The organism is Gordonia alkanivorans (assembly GCF_004011905.1).
Taxonomy (GTDB): Bacteria; Actinomycetota; Actinomycetes; order Mycobacteriales; family Mycobacteriaceae; genus Gordonia; species Gordonia alkanivorans.
In genome coordinates this window covers 2,028,478-2,050,031 of sequence record NZ_CP027114.1, presented here as the reverse complement: position 1 = coordinate 2,050,031, position 21,554 = coordinate 2,028,478, and the positions used below count along the sequence as shown (strand labels likewise).

Here is a 21,554-nt window from a genome sequence, read left to right as displayed (position 1 = left end):
GACGGGTCAGTCATCGCTCGCCGCAGGGCCTCGATCACGGCCGATCAGGGACGGCAGTGTGGTGTCCGAGACCGGACCCGGCGTTCCCGACGACCAGCGGACGATCCGTTCGAGCTCGTTCGGAGCGATCAGAGGCGCTGCTCCGATCGATGCCTCCGGGTTCTCCGTCAGCGCGTCGAGCATCGTCACGAACCGTTCGGCCAGTGTCTCGACCGATGCGGCGTCGAACAAATCCGTCGCGTAGACGATGGTGCCGGACCAGCGGCCGGCGTCACCGGTGGCGACGGTGAAGGCCAGGTCGTACTGCGCGGCGACGGCCGGCGGTTCGAGCGGAGTCATCGCGATGCCGGAGTCGTCGAACACCGGACCGGACGGGGACGGCGCCACCAGGGACAGCATGACCTGTGCCAGCGGGGCGAAGGCCTGTGACCGGGTGGGCTTGAGCACCTCGACGAGCGTCTCGAACGGTACATCCGCGTGCGCGTAGGCCTCGAGGTCGGTACCCCGCACCGAGTCGAGCAGTTCATCGAATGGCATCGCCGGCGCAAGTTCGGTCCGGAGCACCAGCGTGTTCACGAACATGCCGATGAGCGGGTCGAGTTCACGCTGGCCGCGGCCGGCGATCGGCGTGCTGATGGCGATGTCGTCGGTCGCCGACAGTCGGGACAGCAGGACCGCCAGTGCGGCGTGGACGACCATGAACGGCGTCACCCCGCGCTCGTGGGCCAGACGTTCGACCTGTTCGGCGACCTGCACCGGGATCTCGAACCCGACGAGGTCGCCGCGGTTCGACGCGACCGCCGGCCGCTGACGATCAGTCGGGAGTTCGAGAACATCGGGGATGCCGCGTAGCTGCCGGGTCCAGTAGGCGATCTGCGTGCCGATGACCGATGCCGGGTCGTCGGCGGAACCGAGTTCCCGGTGTTGCCACAGCGCGTAGTCGGCGAACTGCACGGTCAGCGGCACGAAGCCGGGCTCCTCGTCCCGCACCCTCGCCGAGTAGGCCGTCACCATGTCGGTCACCAGCGGGACCATCGATTCGCCATCACCCACGATGTGATGGATGACCGCGAGCAGGTTCCACTCCCGCTCACCGGACTGCCACAGCCGGACCCGGAAGGGCACGGCGGCGGTCACATCGAAACCGGCGGTGGCGGCGTCGACCAGTCCGTCGAAGGACTCGACCTCCGCCCAGTCCACGGTCGCCCGCGCCGATCCGGCTGCATGGACGAGCTGTATTGGCTCGCCGTCGACCGCGGGGAACGTGGTGCGGAGGATCTCGTGGCGGACCACGAGGTCGTCCACCGCGGACCGGAGTGCCGAGATGTCGAGGTCGCCGACGAGCTTCAGCCCGATCGGGATGTTGTACGCCGCGGACGACGAGTCGAACCGGTTGAGGAACCACATCCGCTGCTGGGCGAACGACAACGGCACCCGCTCCGGCCGCGGCGTCACGGCCGTCACCGGTGGCAGAGCCGCTCCACGCTGACCGCCGAGCTCCACGAGCTCTCGCACCGACGGCGCGTCGAAGACGTCGCGGACCGAGATGTCGGCGTTCAGCACCTCCCCGACACGGGCGGCGAGACGGGTGGCGGACAGCGAGTTGCCACCCAGGTCGAAGAAGCTCGCGATCACCGAGACCTCTTCGACGCCCAGCACCTCGACGAACACCGCCGCCACGGCTTCTTCGGCCGCCGAGGCGGGCGCCACGACCTCGCCCGGCGCCGACGTCGGTGCGGGCAGCGCGCGCTTGTCGAGCTTGCCCGCCGGTGTCAACGGCAGCGCCTCGAGGACGGTGATGGTCGCCGGCACCATATGGGTCGGCAGGCGATGAGCAAGGTGATTCCGGAGCTCGGCCGTTTCCGCCGTCTGTTCGAGCACCACGTATGCGGCGAGCGCGGTGGCCACCGAGCCACCCACACCGATGACCACTGCCGAGTCCACCGCGGGATGGGAGGTCAGCGCGTCCTCGATCTCGCCGAGCTCGATGCGCAGGCCGCGCAACTTCACCTGGTCGTCGCCGCGCCCGACGTAGTCGACGAACAGCACGCCGTCCGCGTCCCGCATCCAGCGCACCAGGTCACCGGTGCGATACATCCGTGCGCCCGGCTCACCGTACGGGTCGGCCACGAAGCGTTCCGCGGTCAGCCCCGGGCGCCGGTGGTACCCACGCGCCAGAGCGGCACCGGCGACATACAGGTCGCCGGGAACACCCACCGGGACCGGCCGGAGAGCGCGGTCGAGGACCATCAGCCCGACGCCCGGGATCGGTCGGCCGATGTCCACCGGTCGCCCGGAAGCGAGCCGCGAACTCAGGGTGACCGCGACCGAGGCCTCGGTGGGCCCGTACGCGTTGTAGAACGCCACCTTCGGCGCCCACCGGTCGACGAGCGTCTGCGGCACCGCTTCGCCACCGGCCGCGAGCATGCGGAGATCCGGGAGCTCGGTGTCGCCGAGGCTGGCGAGGACCGTTGGTGTCAGGAACGCGTGGGTGATCGACGAGGACCTGATGAAGCCGGTCAGGTCGTCGCCGCCGAGCACGCCGGCCGGCCTGTACACGAGCGTGGCCCCCGAGACCGAAGCCATGACCCACTCGAGGACCGAGGCGTCGAAGCTCGCCGAGGCGAAGCCCAGCACGCGTGCCCCCGCACCCGCGCCGAAACGCTCGACCTCCGCGACAGCGAAGTTGTGCATGCCGCGGTAGGTGACCGACACACCCTTCGGGACCCCGGTGGAACCCGAGGTGTAGATGACGTAGGCGATGGCGTCGAGGTGCGTCCGGCGGAGGAGTTCGTCCTCACCGAGGGCACGGTTCTCGAACTCGGCGATCTCGGTGCGGAGTTGTTCCACCGTCGTCCAGCCCACGTTCCCGGCCATGGCGGGCAGGAGGGCGTCGGCGGTCAATCCCAGGGTCACACCGGAGTCGGTGATCATGTGCTCGATCCGCTCGACCGGGTAGTCCGGGTCGATCGGGAGGTACGCCGCGCCCACCTTGGCGATCGCCCACTGTGCGGTCAGCAGCTCCACCGAGCGCGGCAGGGCCAGTGCAACGATGGATTCGACTCCGACGCCGCGGGTGAGGAGCCACCGGGCGAAGCGGTTGGACCGTTCGTCCAGCTGCGCGTACGTGAGCGCACCGCCGTCCGCGTCCGTCACCGCGACATCGTCGGGATACCGCGCCGACACCTCGACGAACACCTGCGACAGGTGCCTCGGCTCGGTCGGCGCCCCGCCCGACACCGGCGCCAGGGCCGACGCCTCCGCCTCTGGCATCAGGACGAGGTCGGCGACCGCCGCGCCGGTGTCGCGCACGACGGTCTGGAGGATGTGCCGAAGTGCGGTGGCGAACACCCGGACCTGCTCGTCGTCGAACGCGGCCGGCAGGTACTTGAGGGTCAGGGACAACCCGCTGCCCGCCGGGGCGGTCGCCATGTTCAGCGGGTAGTGGGTTGCATCCGAGGCGTCCACGTCGAGGATCTCGAGACCACCGGTCAGTTCGGCGTCGGCAGTCGAGAGCGACGAGTTGTCGACCGGATAGGACTCGTGCACGGTCAGCGTGTCGAAGAGTGCCGGCAGACCCGTCTGGGCGACGATCTCCGGCAGCCCGATGTGCTGATGATCGAGCACAGAGACCTTCTGCGCCTGCAGTCGGTCGAGGACGCCGGAGATCCTGGCGGTCGGCTCGACGTCGACGACGACGGGCAGCGTGTTGATGAACAGACCGACCATCGTCTCCACACCGTCGAGGTCGGCCGGGCGGCCGGAGACCGTCTCGCCGAATGCCACGACCCGGTTACCGGTCAGACGCGACAGCAGGACCGACCACGCGAACTGCAGGATCGTGGTCAGGGTGACGCCCTGGGTTCTGGCGGTCTCCTCGATCGCTGCGGTCAGATCGGGGTCGAGGATCTCCTGGTGATCTCGCGGCAGTGAGTCCGCGGTGACCTCGAGATCCGACGAGACGATCGTCGGTTCCTCGACCGGTGCGACGACTCCGCGCCACACCTCCAGGCCCTGCTCGTGGTCGGCGTTCGCGACATACCGGAGGTAGTCCCCGAAGTCGCCGGCTTGAGGCGCGTGATGGCCGGTGAACGTCGTGTTCCGCGCGTAGAGCGCCAACATGTCGGCCAGCACCAGGGGTCCCGACCATCCGTCCAACAGGATGTGGTGGTTGGTGACCACGAGTGTCGCCGTGTCCCCGTGCGTCGCGAGCACGAATCTGATCAGCGGCGGCTCCGCCATGTCGAACGGGACGACGAGTTCGGTGGAGGCGATCTCGGCGACCCTCGCCTCGACGGCCGCACGATCCAGGTCGCCGAGGTCGACGACGCTCCAGGGCAGTTCCACCTGCGGCGGCACCACGGCGACCACGGCCCCGCTGTCGGTCCGGACGTATCCGGTACGTAGTACGCGATGGTGAGCCAGGAGATCGGCAGCGGCCCGACGGAGCCGTTCGGGATCGACGGCGCCGCCGAGTTCGAGAACGGCTTGCGTCACGTAGACGTCGACGGTCGCATCACGTCCCACACCGGCAGCGTGGAGATCGGCCTGGAAGTACAGGCCCCGCTGGAGCGGCGACAACGGCCAGACCGCCGCACCCGGGTAACGCACGGCGAGCACGTCGAGATCGCCCTGGGTGAGCTCGATGCCCGGAACGTCCGACGGGGACAGCCCGGGGTCACCGATCCGTTGCAGATCGGCGATGACCGCGGCGAGTTCGCTTTCCCACCTGTTCGCGAGTTCGCGCACGTCGTCGGCATCGAACAGCGCGGCCGGATACGTGAGGTTCGCGGCCAGCGAACGTCCGTTGCCGGTGAGCACGGTCGAGACGTTGATGCTCACGGCCGCAGCCGCCGACATCCGTCCCGCGACCGTCGGCGGCAGCCCGGGCGCATCGGGAGCCGGCGTGAACGGCACCACGTGCGTGGCGTCCGCGTCGGCAGCGCGCGCCGAACCTGCACCGAAGAAGTTGAACGCGATACTCGGCAACGGCCTGGAGGCCAGTTCGCCATCGGTCCGGTAGCGCAGGAGGCCGAACCCGGCGCCGGCGTCCGGCTGGCCGAGCCGCTCCTCCTTGGCCGCCTTCACGGCGTGGATCATGTCGCTCGAGGGATCGAGGATCACCGGGGCGACAGTGGTGAACCACCCGACGGTGCGCGAGAGGTCGGACCGGTACGGGCGAGTTCCGGACGACACGATCTCCTCGTTGCGGCCGTGTCCCTCGGAAAGAACCGAGACCGGGGTGTCGTCGTCGATACCGCGTGCGTGCTGCCATCCGCGCACCGCGCGTGCGAGCGCTGCGAGCAGGACGTCGTTCGCGGTCGCACCGAACGCCTCCGGAACGGCGGTGAGAACAGCCTCGGTGATGTCGGCCGGCACGCGATGGACCGCGGACCGGACGGTCGCCTCCCGGTCCCGAGCCGGGTCGAATACGACCCCCAGGTCTGTCGGGCGTTCCGGCGTCCGCGCCAGCCAGTGTCGGAGTTCGGCCCCGCGGGCATCGACCTGTTCGGCGAGAGCCGCGAACCAGCCCTGCGCTGTGGTCTCCTCCTTCCGGACGACCATCGGTGCCGAGTTCTGCTGCTGCGACCACGCGGTGATGAGGTCCTCGATGAGGATCGGCCACGAGACCGCGTCCACTCCGAGGTGGTGGACGACCAGGACCAGCCGGTCATCCCCCGTGCCACTGCGGACGATCACAGCCTGCACGAGGGCTCCGGTCGACGGGTCGAGGCGCCGCGATGCGTCGGCGTGCGCCATCCGGACGACCTCGCCGAAGGCGGGATCGGTGACCGCCGCCTCGGAGACGACCTCGTGTACGGCTGCCGCGACATCGAAGTCGCCGCCGGCGGACAGTGTCCATCCACGCCCGGACCGCACGAGTCGAGCGGTGAGCATCGGGTGCGCCGCCACCACGGCGGCCAACACCTCCCCGACCGATTCGATCGTGGAGTCCGAGGGCGCGATCAGTACTCGCGACTGCGTGAAGTCGTCGAAATCGTGGTCGTCACCCGACAATTCGAGCATCCAGCCGACGATCGGCGGAAGTTCGACGACTCCCGAACCACGAGTGGGCGACTCGGGAAGCATGGGCAGCTTCTCGGCGTCGTCCGCGGCCACCGCCGCCATGGCGCGGATGGTCTTCAGCTCGAAGATCTCACGCGGCGACAGCGACAGTCCGGCGGCGCGTGCCGCAGAGGTCAGCTGAATCGACATGATCGAGTCGCCTCCGAGTGCGAAGAACGACTCGGTCACCGAGACCTGTTCGACACCGAGCAGCCCGGCGACGATCGAGGCCAGTACCCGCTCGGTCTCCGAGGTCGGTTCGACGTACTCGTCGGACGACGAACCGAAGTCCGGCGCCGGCAAGGACTTCCGGTCGACCTTGCCCGCCGTGCTCAACGGCAGGTCCTCGAGGATCATCCAGACCGACGGCTGCATGAACTCGACGAGGTGCTCGGCCGCGTACTCCCGCAACGTTTCCCGATCCAGCTCCCCGGACCCGTCGACGTAGGCCACCAGCAGTTCGCCACCCGACGGCGCCGAATCCACGGTCACCGCCGCATGGACCACACCCGGAGCCGCCGCGAGCACCGCCTCGATCTCACCGAGCTCGATGCGCTGGCCACGCAACTTCACCTGGAAGTCGGTGCGGCCCAGGTACTCCAGCTGACCGTCGGCGTTCCACCGGACCATGTCCCCGGTGCGGTAGAGCCGGTCGCCCGGCCCGCCATACGGGTCGGCGACGAAGCGCTCGGCGGTCAACGCCGGACGCCCCGCGTATCCGCGAGCGACCTGCAGACCGCCCAGATACAGCTCGCCGGGCACACCGACCGGAACGACCTGCAGCCGCGCGTCGAGCACATGCGCCGTCACATGCCACAGCGGGACGCCGATCGGCACGGTCGCCAGACCGGCATCCACCTCCGCGATGGTCGCGAAGATGGTGGCCTCGGTCGGCCCGTACTGGTTGTGCAGACGCGCCTCGGGCCATGCGCGCAACAGCTTGTCCGCCACCGCCGGGTTCAACGCCTCGCCGCCGGTATGGATGTGCCGCACCGACGAGATCCACTCGGCGTCACCGTCACCCAGCGCCTCGAGCATCGAGGAGAGCATCGACGGGACCATCATCACCGAGGTCACCCGGTGCTCGGTGATGTAGTTCGCGACCGCCCAGGGGTCGCGGTGTTCGTCGGGACGCATCATCACCACGCGGCCGCCGTCGTACATCCAACGGAAGAACTCCAGTACCGACGGATCGAAGGTGTAGTCCAGGACCTGGAGGAACACGTCGGACCGGTCGAAGGCGTAATAGTCCTGGTCGAAGATCAACTGCGACATCACCGCGCGATGGGACACCGTGACGCCCTTCGGGCGCCCGGTCGATCCCGACGTGAAGATCGTGTACGCCGCGTCGTCCTCGCGCAGTGCCGCGAGCCGCTCGGCATCGTCGACCGGAGCGACCTCGGCGGGCACCGGGGTCGAGGCGTCCACGGTCAGCACCGCGATCTCACGTCCGGCGTCTCCCGACCCGATCGCAGCGGCCACCGCGTCCGGCACACCGGCCGACTCCGGCACCAGCACCGCGACCGCACCCGACACCTCGAGCATGTAGGCGACGCGATCCGCCGGCGCACCCGTGTGGATGGGCACATACTGGCCACCCGCGACGATCACCGCTTGTAGCGCGATCACCATCTCGAGCGAACGCGGAGTCCACACACCCACCGCGACATCCGGCCCGACTCCAGCCGAGATGAGTTCGCGCGCAACGGTGTTCACCCGTGCGGCCAGTTCACTGAAGGACATCTCTCGGCCGTCGAAGATCACTGCCGTGGAGTCGTCGAACCGCTCGGCGGCAGAGGTGATCAGGTCGGCCAGGGTGCCCCGGACGGGGGCGCCGCTCAACTGGCTGTCGGACAGGTCCACCTCGGCGCCGTCGGACCAGCGGGCGATCCGGGCACTCTCGTCCTCGGTCACCAGTGGCACCGTGGACACCAGCGATTCCGGAGCGGCGGTAAATGCATCGAGGGCCGCCGTGAAGCGTCGGGCGAAGACCTCGACGGTCGGTGCGTCGAACAGGTCGGTCGCATAGACGATCGATCCGCCCCAGTCCTCGTCCTCGGCACCCGCCGACAGGCCGATGAGCAGGTCGACCTTGGCCGGCGTCGAGATCGGGTCGATCGGGCTGATCTCGAGCCCGTCGAGCTCGACCCGGCCACCGGAGGCGAACTCCGGCAGGACCGACTGGTCGAGCGTCAGCCAGACCTGCGCCAGTGGTGCGAACGCCTCGGATCGAACGGGTTGGAGCCGATCGACCAAGGTCTCGAACGGCACGTCCGCGTGCGCGAAGGCGTCGAGGTCGGTCTGTCGGACCTGATCGAGTAGCTCGTCGAAGGTCATGGACGGGTCGACGCGGGCACGCAGCACCAGTGTGTTGACGAACATGCCGACGAGCGGATCGAGCTCAGGTCGTCCGCGACCGGCGATGGGGGTACCCACCGCGATGTCGTCGGTGGCCGTCAGCCGGGCGAGCAGCACCGCGAGCGCGGCATGGATGACCATGTACGGGGTCATGTTCTTCGCGCGGGCGAGTTCACCGATGCGCGCGCCGACGGCGGCAGGCAGCTCGTAGTCGACTCTCGCGCCGTTCTGCGACGCGACGCGCGGCCTCGGCCGGTCGGCGGGCAGTTCCAGCACATCGGGCAGACCGCGGAGCTTCTCCGCCCAGTACGAGACCTGCCGACCGATCACCGAATTCGGATCGTCGGCGGGGCCGAGTGTCTGGTGCTGCCAGATCGCGAAGTCCGCGAACTGAACGGGCAACGGACCGAATGCCGGTTCCGCGCCGTCGGCCCGAGCGGCGTACGCCGCCACGAGGTCCGTCATCAGCGGCGCCATCGACTCGCCGTCGGCGGCGATGTGGTGCGAGATCAACACCACGACGTACTCGTCGGCGGCCACTGGCCAAAGCCGAACCCGGACCGGCCATTCCCTCGCGACGTCGAATCCGATCAGGACCGCTGCGACGAGTTCGTCCTGCGAGTCCACGACGGCCCAGTCGAGTCGTGCTGCGATATCGGATGCGTCGTGGATCACCTGCACGGGTGATCCGTCGACCGACGGGAAGGTCGTCCGCAGGATCTCGTGACGGGTGACGACATCGATCACCGCGGATCGGAATGCGTCCGGGTTCAGCTCGCCGTTCACCCGCACACCCAGCGGGACGTTGTAGGTGGGCGCGGACGGATCGAACTGGTTGATGAACCACATCCGCAACTGCGCGAACGACAACGGGATCCGTTCCGGTCGCGGGATCACGGGGGTGATCGGGGCACTGGTGGAACGGTCCATGCCCGCGGCATGGTCCACCAGCTCGCGCACGGACGGGGTCTCGAACACATCACGTACGGACAGCTCGGTGTCGAGGACCTCGGCCACCCGGGCGGCCAGTCTCGTCGCGGACAGCGAGTTCCCGCCCAGCTCGAAGAACCCGGCGGTCACCGACACCGAATCGGCTTCGACGCCGAGCACGTCGGCGAACACCGCGGCGACTGCGGCCTCGGCCTCGGTCGCCGGCGGAACCACTTCGCCGATCTCGATGACCGGCTCCGGCAGAGCTGCCTTGTCCAGCTTTCCGACCGGCGTCAGGGGCAGCGAGTCGAGCAGCATCATCGATGCGGGAACCATGTGGGACGGGAGTCGCTCCCCCACGAACGCACGCAACTCGTCGACGTCGACAGCGGACTCGTCGGCCACCACGTACGCGGCTAGCGCGGTCGCGACGGACCCGCCGACGCCGAGCACCACCGCCGATCGCACTCCGGCGAACTCGTTGAGGACGGACTCGATCTCGCCGAGCTCGATCCGGAGTCCGCGCAACTTCACCTGATCATCGCTGCGGCCGGAGTACTCCAGAACCGGCTCTCCACCTGGTCCCTGCTTCCAGCGCACGACGTCGCCGGTGCGGTACATCCGATCGCCGGCCGGACCGTGCGGGTTGGCGACGAAACGCTCGGCGGTGAGGCCGGCGCGATCGAGGTAGCCGCGCGAGAGGGCCCCGCCGTTCACGTACAGCTCGCCCGGTACGCCGACTGGGACCGGTCGAAGCCGGTTGTCGAGCACCATGAGACCGACGCCGGCGAGGGGCCCGCCGAGCGTGACGGGTTCGCCGACCCCCATGGCGGCACTGATCGTGACGCCGATGGTGGTCTCGGTCGGACCGTACAGGTTCTGGATGCGCCGGAAAGGCGCCCACTGGTCCTTGAGTGACTGCGGCACCGCCTCGCCACCCGCGTACACGACGCGAAGCGCCGGGACCGCGTGCGGTTCCAACGTGCCGAGCACCGATGGCGTCAGGAAGGTGTGCGTGACCGCCTGCCGCATCATGTAGTCCTGCAACGGTTGTCCGCCGACGGCCTCCGACGGGCGATAGACCAGAACGCCGCCGGACACCGTAGCCAGCAGATACTCCAGTACCGAGGCATCGAAGCTAGGCGAGGCGAAGCCCAGGACGCGCGAGTACTCGTCCGCGCCGGACCGCCGGATCTCCTCGACCGCGAAGTTCATCAGACCCGAGTGCGTGACCGCCACACCCTTCGGGCGTCCCGTGGACCCCGAGGTGTAGATGACGTAGGCGATGTTGGCTGCGCGCACCGGGAGCAGCAGGTCATCCTCGTCGAGCGGCGTGGCAGCCGAGGACTCGATCTCTGCGATCACGTCCTGGTCGTCGAGCCGGAGCCAGTCGAACGTCTCGCGTGGGAGATCGCCCGAGGCGGCGACGGCGAGCCCGAGCACTGCGCCCGAGTCCTCGACCATCGTCGCGACACGCTCGGCGGGGTAGTCCGGGTCGATCGGCACGTAGCCGGCGCCGGTCTTGGCCACCGCCCAGATCGCGGTCAGCAGCTGGGCCGAACGTCCGATGGCAAGCGCCACAAGCGATTCGGCACCGATCCCGCGGGCGATCAGCCAGCGCGCCAGCCGGTTCGACCGGGCGTCGAGTTCCGCGTACGTGAGCATCGAGTTCTCGGCGTCGATGACGGCCTGCCGCGGCCCCCACCTGTTCGCCGCCTCGGTGAAGATCTCGCCGAGGAGGACCGGCGCGGTCCCCGCACCTCCGGTGACCACCGCGTCGGAGTTGCCGGTGGGTTGAGCAACCGGCTGCGGCTGGGGAGCCGGTTCGCGCGCCAGGAGATCGGCTACGGCGACGCCCTCCGACAACGGGACGTCCGCAACGGCCACACCCGGGTCTCGGACGATCGCTTCGAGCACGCCCACCAGGTGATCGGCAAAGGTCGCCACAGTCGGCTCGTCGAACAGTTCCGTGGCGTACACGATGGAACCCCACCACGGCGTGTCGTGGCCGGTGGCGACCGAGACCAAGAGATCGACCCTGGCGGGCACGAGATCCGAGGTGATCTGGCTCAGCGTCAGATCACCGACCGCGCCCGACACCAGGTCGGCACCGGCCAACTCGGGCAGGGCGGTCTGATCGAAGGTCAGCCAGACCTGGGAGAACGGCGCAAAGGCCGTGGAACGCACGGCATCCGACGCCTCCACGACGGCTTCGAAGGGCACGTCCGCATTCGCGAATGCGTCGAGGTCGGTGGTCCGCACGCCGGCCAGGAAATCGGCCACCGATGCCTCTCCGTCGACCCGTGTACGCAAGATCAGCGTGTTCACGAACATGCCGATCAACGGCTCCAGTACCGACTGGCCACGATTCGCGATCGGTGTTCCGATCGCGATGTCGTCACTCGCACTGAGTCGGGCGAGAACCATCGCCAGCGCACCGTGGACGACCATGAAGGGCGTCACGCCGAACCGTTGCGCCAACGCCTCGATGTCCTTGCCGGTCGACTCCGGGATCTCGAAAGCGACACGGGCCCCGCGACCACTGGCGGACGCCGGACGCGGGCGATCCGTCGGTACTTCGATGACGTCGGGCAGCCCCGTGAGCTGGTCGACCCAGTAGGCCAACTGCTTACCGACCACGGAATCGGGGTCTTCGGGGTTCCCCAGCACCCGGTGCTGCCACAGCGCGTAATCCGCGAACTGTACGTCCAGCGGCGGGAACTCGGGATCGGCGTCGGCCTGTTCGGCGACGAACGCGGTCAGGAGATCGGAGACGAGCGGCGCCGTCGACTCGCCATCGGATGCGATGTGATGCATCACCACGGCGAGGATGTGCTCGCCTGCCGAGACCTTCGCGAGGCGAACCCGGATGGGCCACTGCTCGGTGACGTCGAATCCTGTCGTCACAGCGGATTCGATCTCCTCCGCGGAGTCGACGACAGCCCAGTCCAGACGCGCGGCGACCGACGACGGACGGCCGATCTTGTGCTGCGGCACTCCGTCGACCACCGGGTAGGTGGTGCGGAGGACTTCGTGGCGGGTGACGAGATCGATGACCGCCGCATGGAGCGCGTCGACATCGAGATCACCCGTGATCCGCACGACCACCGGGATGTTGTAGGTGGGCTGCGAGGGATCGATCTGGTTGATGACCCACATGCGCTGCTGGGCGAAGGCGAGCGGGATGGCGGCCGGACGCGGATCGACCGCGGTCACCGGCTCGAGGGCGGACCCGGCATCGGCGGCGAGTGCCGCCAACCCGCGCACGGACGGTGCGCCGAACAGATCCCGAACCGAAACCTCGACGCCGAGAAGCGAACCGACCCGGGCAGCGAGTCGCATCGCCGACAGGGAGTTACCACCCAGATCGAAGAAACTGTCGGTGACGCTGATCTCGTCGACACCGAGTACCTCGGCGAAGGCGTCGGCGATCGCCCGCTCGGTGTCCGTCTCCGGTGCGACGTACTCACCGGCGGAGAACACGGGTTCCGGGAGGGCGCGCCGGTCGATCTTTCCAGCGGTGTTCAGCTCGATGTCGTCGAGGACCATCCATACAGAGGGCCGCATGTACTCCGGCAACGCCTCGGTGACGACCGCCTTGACCGCCTCGAGATCCACGGCCTCGCCGGGTGCGCCGGCGATGTAGCCGACCAGATGCTCGCCGCCTCCGGGTGCGCTGGCGACCGTGGCGGCAGCGTGCACCACGCCGACGGCGGAGGCCATCACCGACTCGATCTCACCGAGTTCGATGCGCTGGCCGCGCAGCTTCACCTGGAAGTCGGTGCGACCCAGATACTCGATACCTCCGTCCGCGGTGCGGCGCACGAGGTCACCGGTGCGATACAGACGGGCACCGGCCGGTCCGAACGGGTCGGCGACGAATCGTTCGGCGGTCAGATCAGGACGCGCGGCATATCCGCGGGCCAGCTGGACGCCGCCGAGGTACAGCTCGCCCGGCACGCCCACCGGCACACGGTGCAGACGGGAGTCGAGCACGACGGCCGAGGAGTTCCACACCGGGATGCCGATGGGCACTGTGGGATCATCCGCAGAGATGTCCTCGATCCGTTCGAAGGTGATCTCCACCGCGGCCTCGGTCGGACCGTAGAGGTTGAAGAACAAGGCGTCCGGCCAGAGTTCGCGGACCGTCGCGGCCACCGCAGGCGGCAACGCCTCACCCGTCGTCGAGACGATCCGCACCGAGGTGAGCTCGGCGATCCGCTCGGGGCCGACGACCTCGAGGAACACCGAGAGGATCGACGGCACGAAGTGGACCATCGTCGCACCGGTCCGGGCGATCTCGTCGGCCACGTACGACGGGTCGAGATGGCCTCCGTCGCGAAGCACCACGGTGCGGGCACCGATGATCAACGGCGCGAACAGTTCCGGCACCGAACAGTCGAACGTGTACGGCGTCTTCTGGACCACGACGTCGGTCTCGTCGATCGGCAAGGTGTCGAGACCCCACCACAGCCGGTTGAGGACCGCGGCATGGGTCAGGGTGACGCCCTTGGGCCGACCTGTCGACCCCGACGTGAACAACGTGTACGCCGCGTTGTCCGCACGCAGCGGCCGGACACGGTCCGCGTCGGTCACCGGGGGCGTGGTCGGGTCGACGTCGACAGATGCATCGACGACGAGAACGTCTGCACCGGAGTCCCGTGCCGCCTCGGCGGCCTCGGGAACAGCGGCCTCGTCGACGACCAGCAACACCGTCGCGCCGGCCGTCTCCACCATGTAACGCACCCGGTCTGCCGGTGCCGACAGATCGATCGGGACGTACTGGCCGCCGGCGGCCACGACCGCATGGATCGCGACCATCATCTCCACCGACCGGGGAATGCACAGCGCCACTGCGACGTCGGGGCCGACGCCGACCGAGACGAGCTGCCTGGCAAGCACATTCACTCGCGCACCGAATTCGGCGAAGGTGACCTCCCGATCACCGAAGACCAGCGCCACCGCGTCGGGCGTCCGTGCCACACTCGCGGCCACGGCATCGGCGACGGTGTCGACCGACGGAAGGGACACCTGCGGCCCCGACTCGGTTTCCGCAATCCACCGATCGTCGTCCGCGTCGACGATCGCTACGTCACCGACCGAGGTGTCCGGCGCGGCGGTGAGCGCGTCGAGCACGTCGATGAAACGCCTGTTCATCGCCTCGACCGTCGAAGCGTCGAAGAGATCTGTGGCGTAGGTGGTGGCGATGTGCCAGTCCTCACCGGCCTCGGCCGCGGACACCACGACATTGAGATCGAGCTGCGCAGGCACCTCGGACTGTTCGACCGGAGCGAGGGTCAGGTCATCGAGTGCATGACCGCCGAGAACCTCGGCGACCGAGGCTCCCCTACTCGGGTCGTTGAACGTGAGCATCACCTGCGCGAGCGGCGAGAAGGCTTCCGAGCGAGCTGGGTTCAGCGCCTCGACAAGGGTCTCGAACGGCACGTCGGCGTGCGCGAACGCATCCAGATCCGTCGTGCCGACCTGTTGCAACAGGTCCGTGAAGGTCTCGTCGCCTTCTACCCGGGCGCGCAGGACGAGCGTGTTGACGAACATGCCGACGACCGGGTCCAGTACCCGCTGACCGCGACCGGCGATGGGTGTTGCGACCGCGATGTCGTCGGTCGCCGACAGACGAGCCAACAGAACCGCGAGAGCCGCATGGACGACCATGAACGGGGTAACACCCTCGCGGCGGGCGACCTCGGCCACCCGTGCCGCCGTCACCGCGGGCAACCGGGTAGATGCCTGGGCGCCGCGCTGCGTCGCGACCGGCGGACGCGGACGATCGGTCGGCAGTTCGATCACCTCGGGCAGACCGGAGAGCTTGTCGGTCCAGTACGCCAGCTGTCCGCCGACCACCGAGTCCGGGTCGTCGGGCGACCCCAAAACCGTGTGCTGCCAGATCGCGTAGTCGGCGAACTGCACCTCGAGCGGGATGTACAGCGGGGCGAGTCCCGCCGCGCGGGAGGCATAGGCCGTGACGATGTCGGTGACCAGCGGGACCATCGACTCACCGTCCGCCGCGATGTGATGCACGACGACCGCGAGCACGTACTCGTCGTCGGCCACCGGCCAGAGACGAACCCGCAGAGGCAGATCGGTGGACACGTCGAATCCGGACATGACCGCCGACTCGATGTCCTCGACGGAATCGACGAGCGCCCAATCGAGACGCGCCAGTGCGTCTTCCGCTGCCTGGATCGACTGGTACGGAACACCTTCGGCGGCAGGGAACACGGTACGGAGGATCTCGTGCCGGACCACGACGTCGCCCACGGCGGCGCGGAGTGCTTCTACGTCCAGCGCACCGGTGAGACGCAGGACCACAGGGATGTTGTAGGCCGGTGACCCGGGATCGAATCGGTTGATGAACCACACGCGCTGCTGCGCGAAGGACAACGGGATACGCTCCGGCCGCGGCGACACCGCGGTCACCGACGCCAACGCAGCACCGCGATCCGTCGCCTCCGCGACCAGGCCGCGCACGGTCGGGGTGTCGAACACCTGCCGCACCGAGACATCGGCCCCGAGCACCTCCGACACCCGCGCCGCCAGACGCATCGCCGACAACGAGTTACCACCGACGTCGAAGAACGACGCCGTCACACCGACCGTCTCCAGACCGAGAACCTCGGCGACCACACCCGCGACCAGCCGCTCGTCCTCGGAGGCCGGTGCCACGAACTCATCGTCCGAACCCCCGAAATCAGGCTCGGGCAACGCCCGACGATCCAACTTGCCCGCCGAACTGAGCACCACGTGATCGAGCAACATCCACACCGATGGCCGCATGTACTCCGGCAACGCCAGCGCCACACCGGCTTCCACCGACGCCAGATCCACGCTCGACGGAGACACATACCCCACCAGCTGCTGCCCACCACCGGCAACCGTGACCACGGTCGCGGCCGCATGGACCACACCCGGCACCGCTGCGATCACCGACTCGATCTCACCCAGCTCGATGCGTTGGCCGCGCAGCTTCACCTGGAAATCGGTACGACCCAGATACTCGATCTCGCCAGAAGTCCTCCACCGCACCAGATCACCTGTGCGATACAACCTCTCACCCGGAGCCCCGAACGGATCGGCCACGAACCGCTCCGCCGACAACCCCGACTGCCCGGCATACCCACGTGCCACTTGTACACCGCCGAGATACAGCTCACCAGGCACCCCCGCGGGCACCGGACGCAGCCGGCCGTCCAACACCCACGTCGAGGTGTTCCACACCGGCACACCGATCGGCACCACCGACGGCGCCGACGACACATCCGCATACGCCACCTCGACCGCTGCCTCCGTCGGACCGAACAGATTGTGCACCTCGGCCCACGGCCACACCCCACGCACCGCAGCCACCACCGCCGGCGGCAGGGCCTCACCCGAGGCGAACACCCACCGCACACTGGTCAACGACCGAAGCCGTTGCGCCGGGACAACATCCAAGAACACCGACAACATGGACGGCACGAAATGCACCGACGTCACCTGCTGTTGCGCGATCAGTTCGGCGATATACCCCGGATCGGCATGCCCACCGGGGGCCGCCACCACCATCGTCGCCCCGGCCAGCAACGGACCGAACAACTCCGGCACCGAGACATCGAAGGTGTACGGAGTCTTCTGCACCACCCGATCCGATGAACCCCACGGGTATTCCGACAGTCCCCACCGCAACCGGTTCAACACCGACCGGTGCGACACCGTCACGCCCTTCGGCCGACCCGTCGACCCCGACGTGAACAAGGTGTAGAGCGCATCATCACCGAGAATCGGACGCACCCGATCCGCATCGGTCACCGACTCTGCCGACAGATCGACCTCGCCAGAAGCGTCGACGACGACGGTGCGGACCGCATCACCGAGGGACACAACAGCTTCGGGAAGCGAACCCGCAGTCACGAGCACAACACCCACAGCCGCTGTCTCCACCATGTACGCCACACGATCGGCCGGCGCCGCCGTGTCGATCGGCACGTACTGACCACCAGCAGCGACCACCGCATGGACCGCCACGACCATCTCGACCGAACGATCGATGCACACACCCACGGCGACATCCGGGCCCACACCCAGAGCCAAGAGTTCGCGCGCCAACACGGCAACACGCGCACCGAACTCCGTATAGGAGACCTCACGCCCCTGGAAAATCAGTGCAGTCGCCGACGACGACGCCGCGACCTGGGACGCCACTGCATCAGCGACCGACGAATCCCCTACCGGCACAACGGGGCCCATCGACCATTCCGACACCGCACCGGTCACCGCGTCCGGGGCGACACGCACGTCTGCAAGCAGCAGATCCGGCGCCGTGGCCATGCTTCGCAGGATCTCGACGAGTGCATCCGCGAACACGGCCACCTGCGCCTCGTCGAAAGCACTCGGCAGGTACTTCAGCTTCAGCAGCATCTGGTCGGCCGCGCGCGAGGTGATGAAGTTGAGCGGGTAGTGCGTGGAGTCCCGCACGTCGATGCCCCGGATGTCGAGTCCCTGGGCATCGCCGGCGCCGGCGACCGAGTCGGAATCGATCGGGTACGACTCGTGCACGGTCAGCGTGTCGAAACCGACCGGAACACCGCTCGCCGCAACGATCTCCGGCAACCCCAGATGCTGATGATCGAGCACCGACACCTTGTCGGACTGAACCCTCGACAACACCTCGGCAACCGACGCCCGGGGGTCGACGTCGACCACGGCCGGCAACGTGTTGATGAACAGACCGACCATCGACTCAACACCGTCGAGATCGGCCGGACGACCCGACACCGTCTCACCGAAGGTCACCACCCGGTTACCGGTCAGACGCGACAACAACAACGCCCACGCGACCTGCAGGATCGTCGCTGCGGTCGCACCGTGCTCGCGGGTCAGATCATCGATCCGCGACGTGAGGTCCGCGTCGAGCAGCACCGCATGATCTCGCGGCAGCTGGTCGACGGTCGCCTCCACTCCGGCGGCGACCAGGGTCGGCCCTTCCACCGGTGCGAGAACCTGCGACCACGCGGCCAGGCCCGCGGCGTCGTCCTGACGGGCGACGCGGAACAGATAGTCGGCGAAATCTCCGGCCGCCGAACTGACCTGGGACGTGTACGGCATACCGGTGGCATAGAGCGCCAACAGGTCGGCCAGCACCAGCGGCCCCGACCAGCCGTCGAGCACGATGTGGTGATTCGTGACGATCAGGTGCGTCGTGTCATCCGAGCGGGCCACCACGAAGCGGACGAGTGGCGGCGAGGACAGATCGAACGGCAGCACCCGCTCCTCGTCCACGAGCCGCTGGACGCCCTGATCCACGGAGGACACGTCGAGATCCACGACCTTCCAAGGGATCTCGACGGTGCCGGGAACCACTGCCACGACGGCACCGGACGCGGTACGGACGAACGCGGACCGCAGTACCCGATGACGGCCGATCAGGTCGGCGGCCGCCGACCGCAGGCGGTCGAGGTCGACGTCTCCACCGAGCGACAGGACGGTCTGTGCGACATACACGTCGACCGCGTTGCCGACCCGGCCGGCGGAGACCAGTTCGGACTGGAAGTAGAGTCCACGCTGCAGCGGTGACAACGGCCAGATCGCCGCGCCGGGGTGGGTCGCGGCCAGGCTGTCGAGATCGCTCTGGGTGATCCCGGTTCCGGGCACGTCGGTGGGCGAGAGTCCGATGTCGGTCGACGTCTCCACCGCTGTCACGATCGCCGCGAGCTCGTCGCGCCAACGTTCGGCGAGATCGGCGATCTCGGCCTGGGTGAACAGTGCACCGGGGAACGCGATGTCCGCGCTGATCTCGCGACCTTGCTCGGTCGGGATGGTGTTCGCGTTGATCGTCAGCGAATTGAGAGCGACCATCGCACCGGACACCGAGCCCGGCAGACGCAACGAGTGCTGTGCCGGCAGGAATTCGCCGGTGACCGCCTCGCCCCCGGCCACGTTGCCCAGATAGTTGAAACCGATCGACGGTAGTGGCCGGGCGGAGAGCTCGGTCGGCTGCTGGTACCGCAGGACGCCGAACCCGACTCCCGAGTCCGGTCGGTTGAGTCGCTCTTCCTTGGCGGCCTTCACCGCGTGAACGACGTCATCGGTGGGATCCAGGTTCACCGGGGTGACGGTCGTGAACCATCCGACGGTCCGCGAGAGGTCGGCGCTACGCGGATCGTCACCGCGCGCCATGATCTCCTCGTACCGTCCGTGCCCCTCGACGAGCACCGAGACCGGTGCCGCGTCGACGATGCCCCGGTCGCGCTGCCAGGAACGGACAGCACGACCGAGCGCGGCCAGCAGGACGTCCTCGACGCCGGCGCCGAAGGCCCGCGGCACCGAGGTCAAGGTCGGTTCGGCAACCTCGGGCTCGATCCGCGCGACCACGGAACGACTCGTGGAGTTCTTGTCCCGGTCACGGTCGAACGCCGCACCCAGGTCGGTGGGAGTCTCCGGCAGTCGCTCGAGCCAGTACGGGAGTTCCTGCTCCCGGGTCTCGGCCTGCGCGGCGACCGCATGGGTCCACGCCCGTGCCGAAGTCTGCTCGGAACGCAGCGCATAGGGGTGTCCCGCGGAACGCTGCGCCCAGGCGGTGACGAGGTCTTCGACGAGCACCGACCAGGACACGGCGTCCACGCCGAGGTGATGGATCGCGAGGACGATCCATCCGCTGTCGGTCGGATCTGAGACGAGCACCGCGTGGACGAGCCGGCCCGCGGACGGGTCGAGTCGACCGACGGCACTCGCGTGTGCCTCGATCACCTTCGCGTCGAACGCCGCGGACCCGATGGGCGCGTCGGCGGTCATCGCCGAGACCGCTTCGCGGGCATCGAAACCGGTGCCGGCACGCAGTTCCCAGCCTCCGTCGGCATTCGTCAGGGAGGCGGTCATCATCGGGTGCGACGCCGTGACGACACCGAGGATCTCGGCCAGGACGTCGAGGTCGAGGCCGCTCGGTGCGACGAGCACCATGGACTGCGAGAAGTCCGCGAAATCGGCCGGGGTGTCGGCATGCTCGATCATCCACAAAACGATGGGCGGCACGGTGGACGGCCCGGTACCACCGCCGGGCGGCTCGGGAAGTGCGGGCAGCTCCCGGCCACCCTGCGCCAGGGCTCGTGCCATGGCGCGAATGGTCTTGTGCTCGAAGATGTCCCGCGGACTCAGTGCCAGGCCACCGGCCTTGGCCGCCGAGGCGAGCTGAATCGACATGATCGAGTCTCCGCCGAGGGAGAAGAACGACTCCGTCACCGAGACCCGCTCCACGCCGAGCAACGTCGACACGATCGAGGTGAGCTGCTCTTCCAGCGGGCCTTCAGCAGCGACGTGATCGACTGCCGCCGAGCCGAAGTCGGGCGCGGGAAGGGCCCGTCGGTCGAGTTTGCCCGCAGGGTTCAGCGTGACGTGGTCCAGCGGAACCCAGAGACCGGGTCGCATGTACTCGGGCAGGGCCTGCGCGACGACGTCACGGACGTCATCGAGATCGACGGTCACCGGCGCGACATAACCCACCAGGTGCTGCGCACCCGATGGAGCGGTCGCCACCGTCGCGGCAGCGTGTACCACGCCCGGGACGGACGCGATCACGGACTCGATCTCGCCCAGCTCGATCCGCTGGCCACGCAACTTCACCTGGAAGTCGGTCCGTCCCAGGTACTCGATCTCCCCGGCGTGATTCCACCGGACCAGATCTCCCGTGCGGTACAAACGCGATCCCGGACTGCCGAAGGGGTTGGCCACGAACCGCTCCGCGGAGAGACCGGGCTGCGCGGCGTAACCGCGGCCGACCTGCACACCACCGAGATACAGCTCGCCCGGCACGCCCTCGGGCACCGGCCGCAGCCGGGAGTCGAGCACCCAGGTGGTCGTGTTCCAGACCGGTACGCCGATGGGCACCACCGACGGTGCGGAGGAGACGTCGGCGTAAGCCACCTCAACCGCGGCCTCGGTCGGGCCGAACAGGTTGTGGACACCCACCCACGGCATGATCCGGTGGGCGCGCGCGACCACCGAGGGGGGCAACGCCTCCCCCGAAGCGAACAACCACCGGAGCGTGGTCATCTGCCGAAGGCGTTCGGGCGCAACCACATCTAGGAACACCGAGAACATCGACGGCACGAAGTGCACGGAGGTCACACCGGAGTCGATGATCAGGTCCGCGATGTAGTCCGGGTCGGCATGGCTACCGGGTCGTGCGACGACCATGGTCGCCCCCGCCA

At 68.4% G+C, this 21,554-nt stretch carries 1 protein-coding gene (running past one end of the window); it reads right to left on the bottom strand.

Annotated features, from left to right (window positions below; genetic code table 11):
• Positions 1-6: 6 nt before the first annotated feature.
• A protein-coding gene (locus C5O27_RS09160) for a non-ribosomal peptide synthase/polyketide synthase (protein WP_127962551.1) crosses the window boundary here: on the bottom strand, positions 7-21,554 show its 3' portion. The gene runs 18,430 nt beyond the window's last position; the window shows 21,548 of its 39,978 coding nt (coding positions 18,431-39,978); its start codon lies beyond the right edge, outside the window — the gene reads right to left on this strand; it ends in the stop codon at positions 7-9.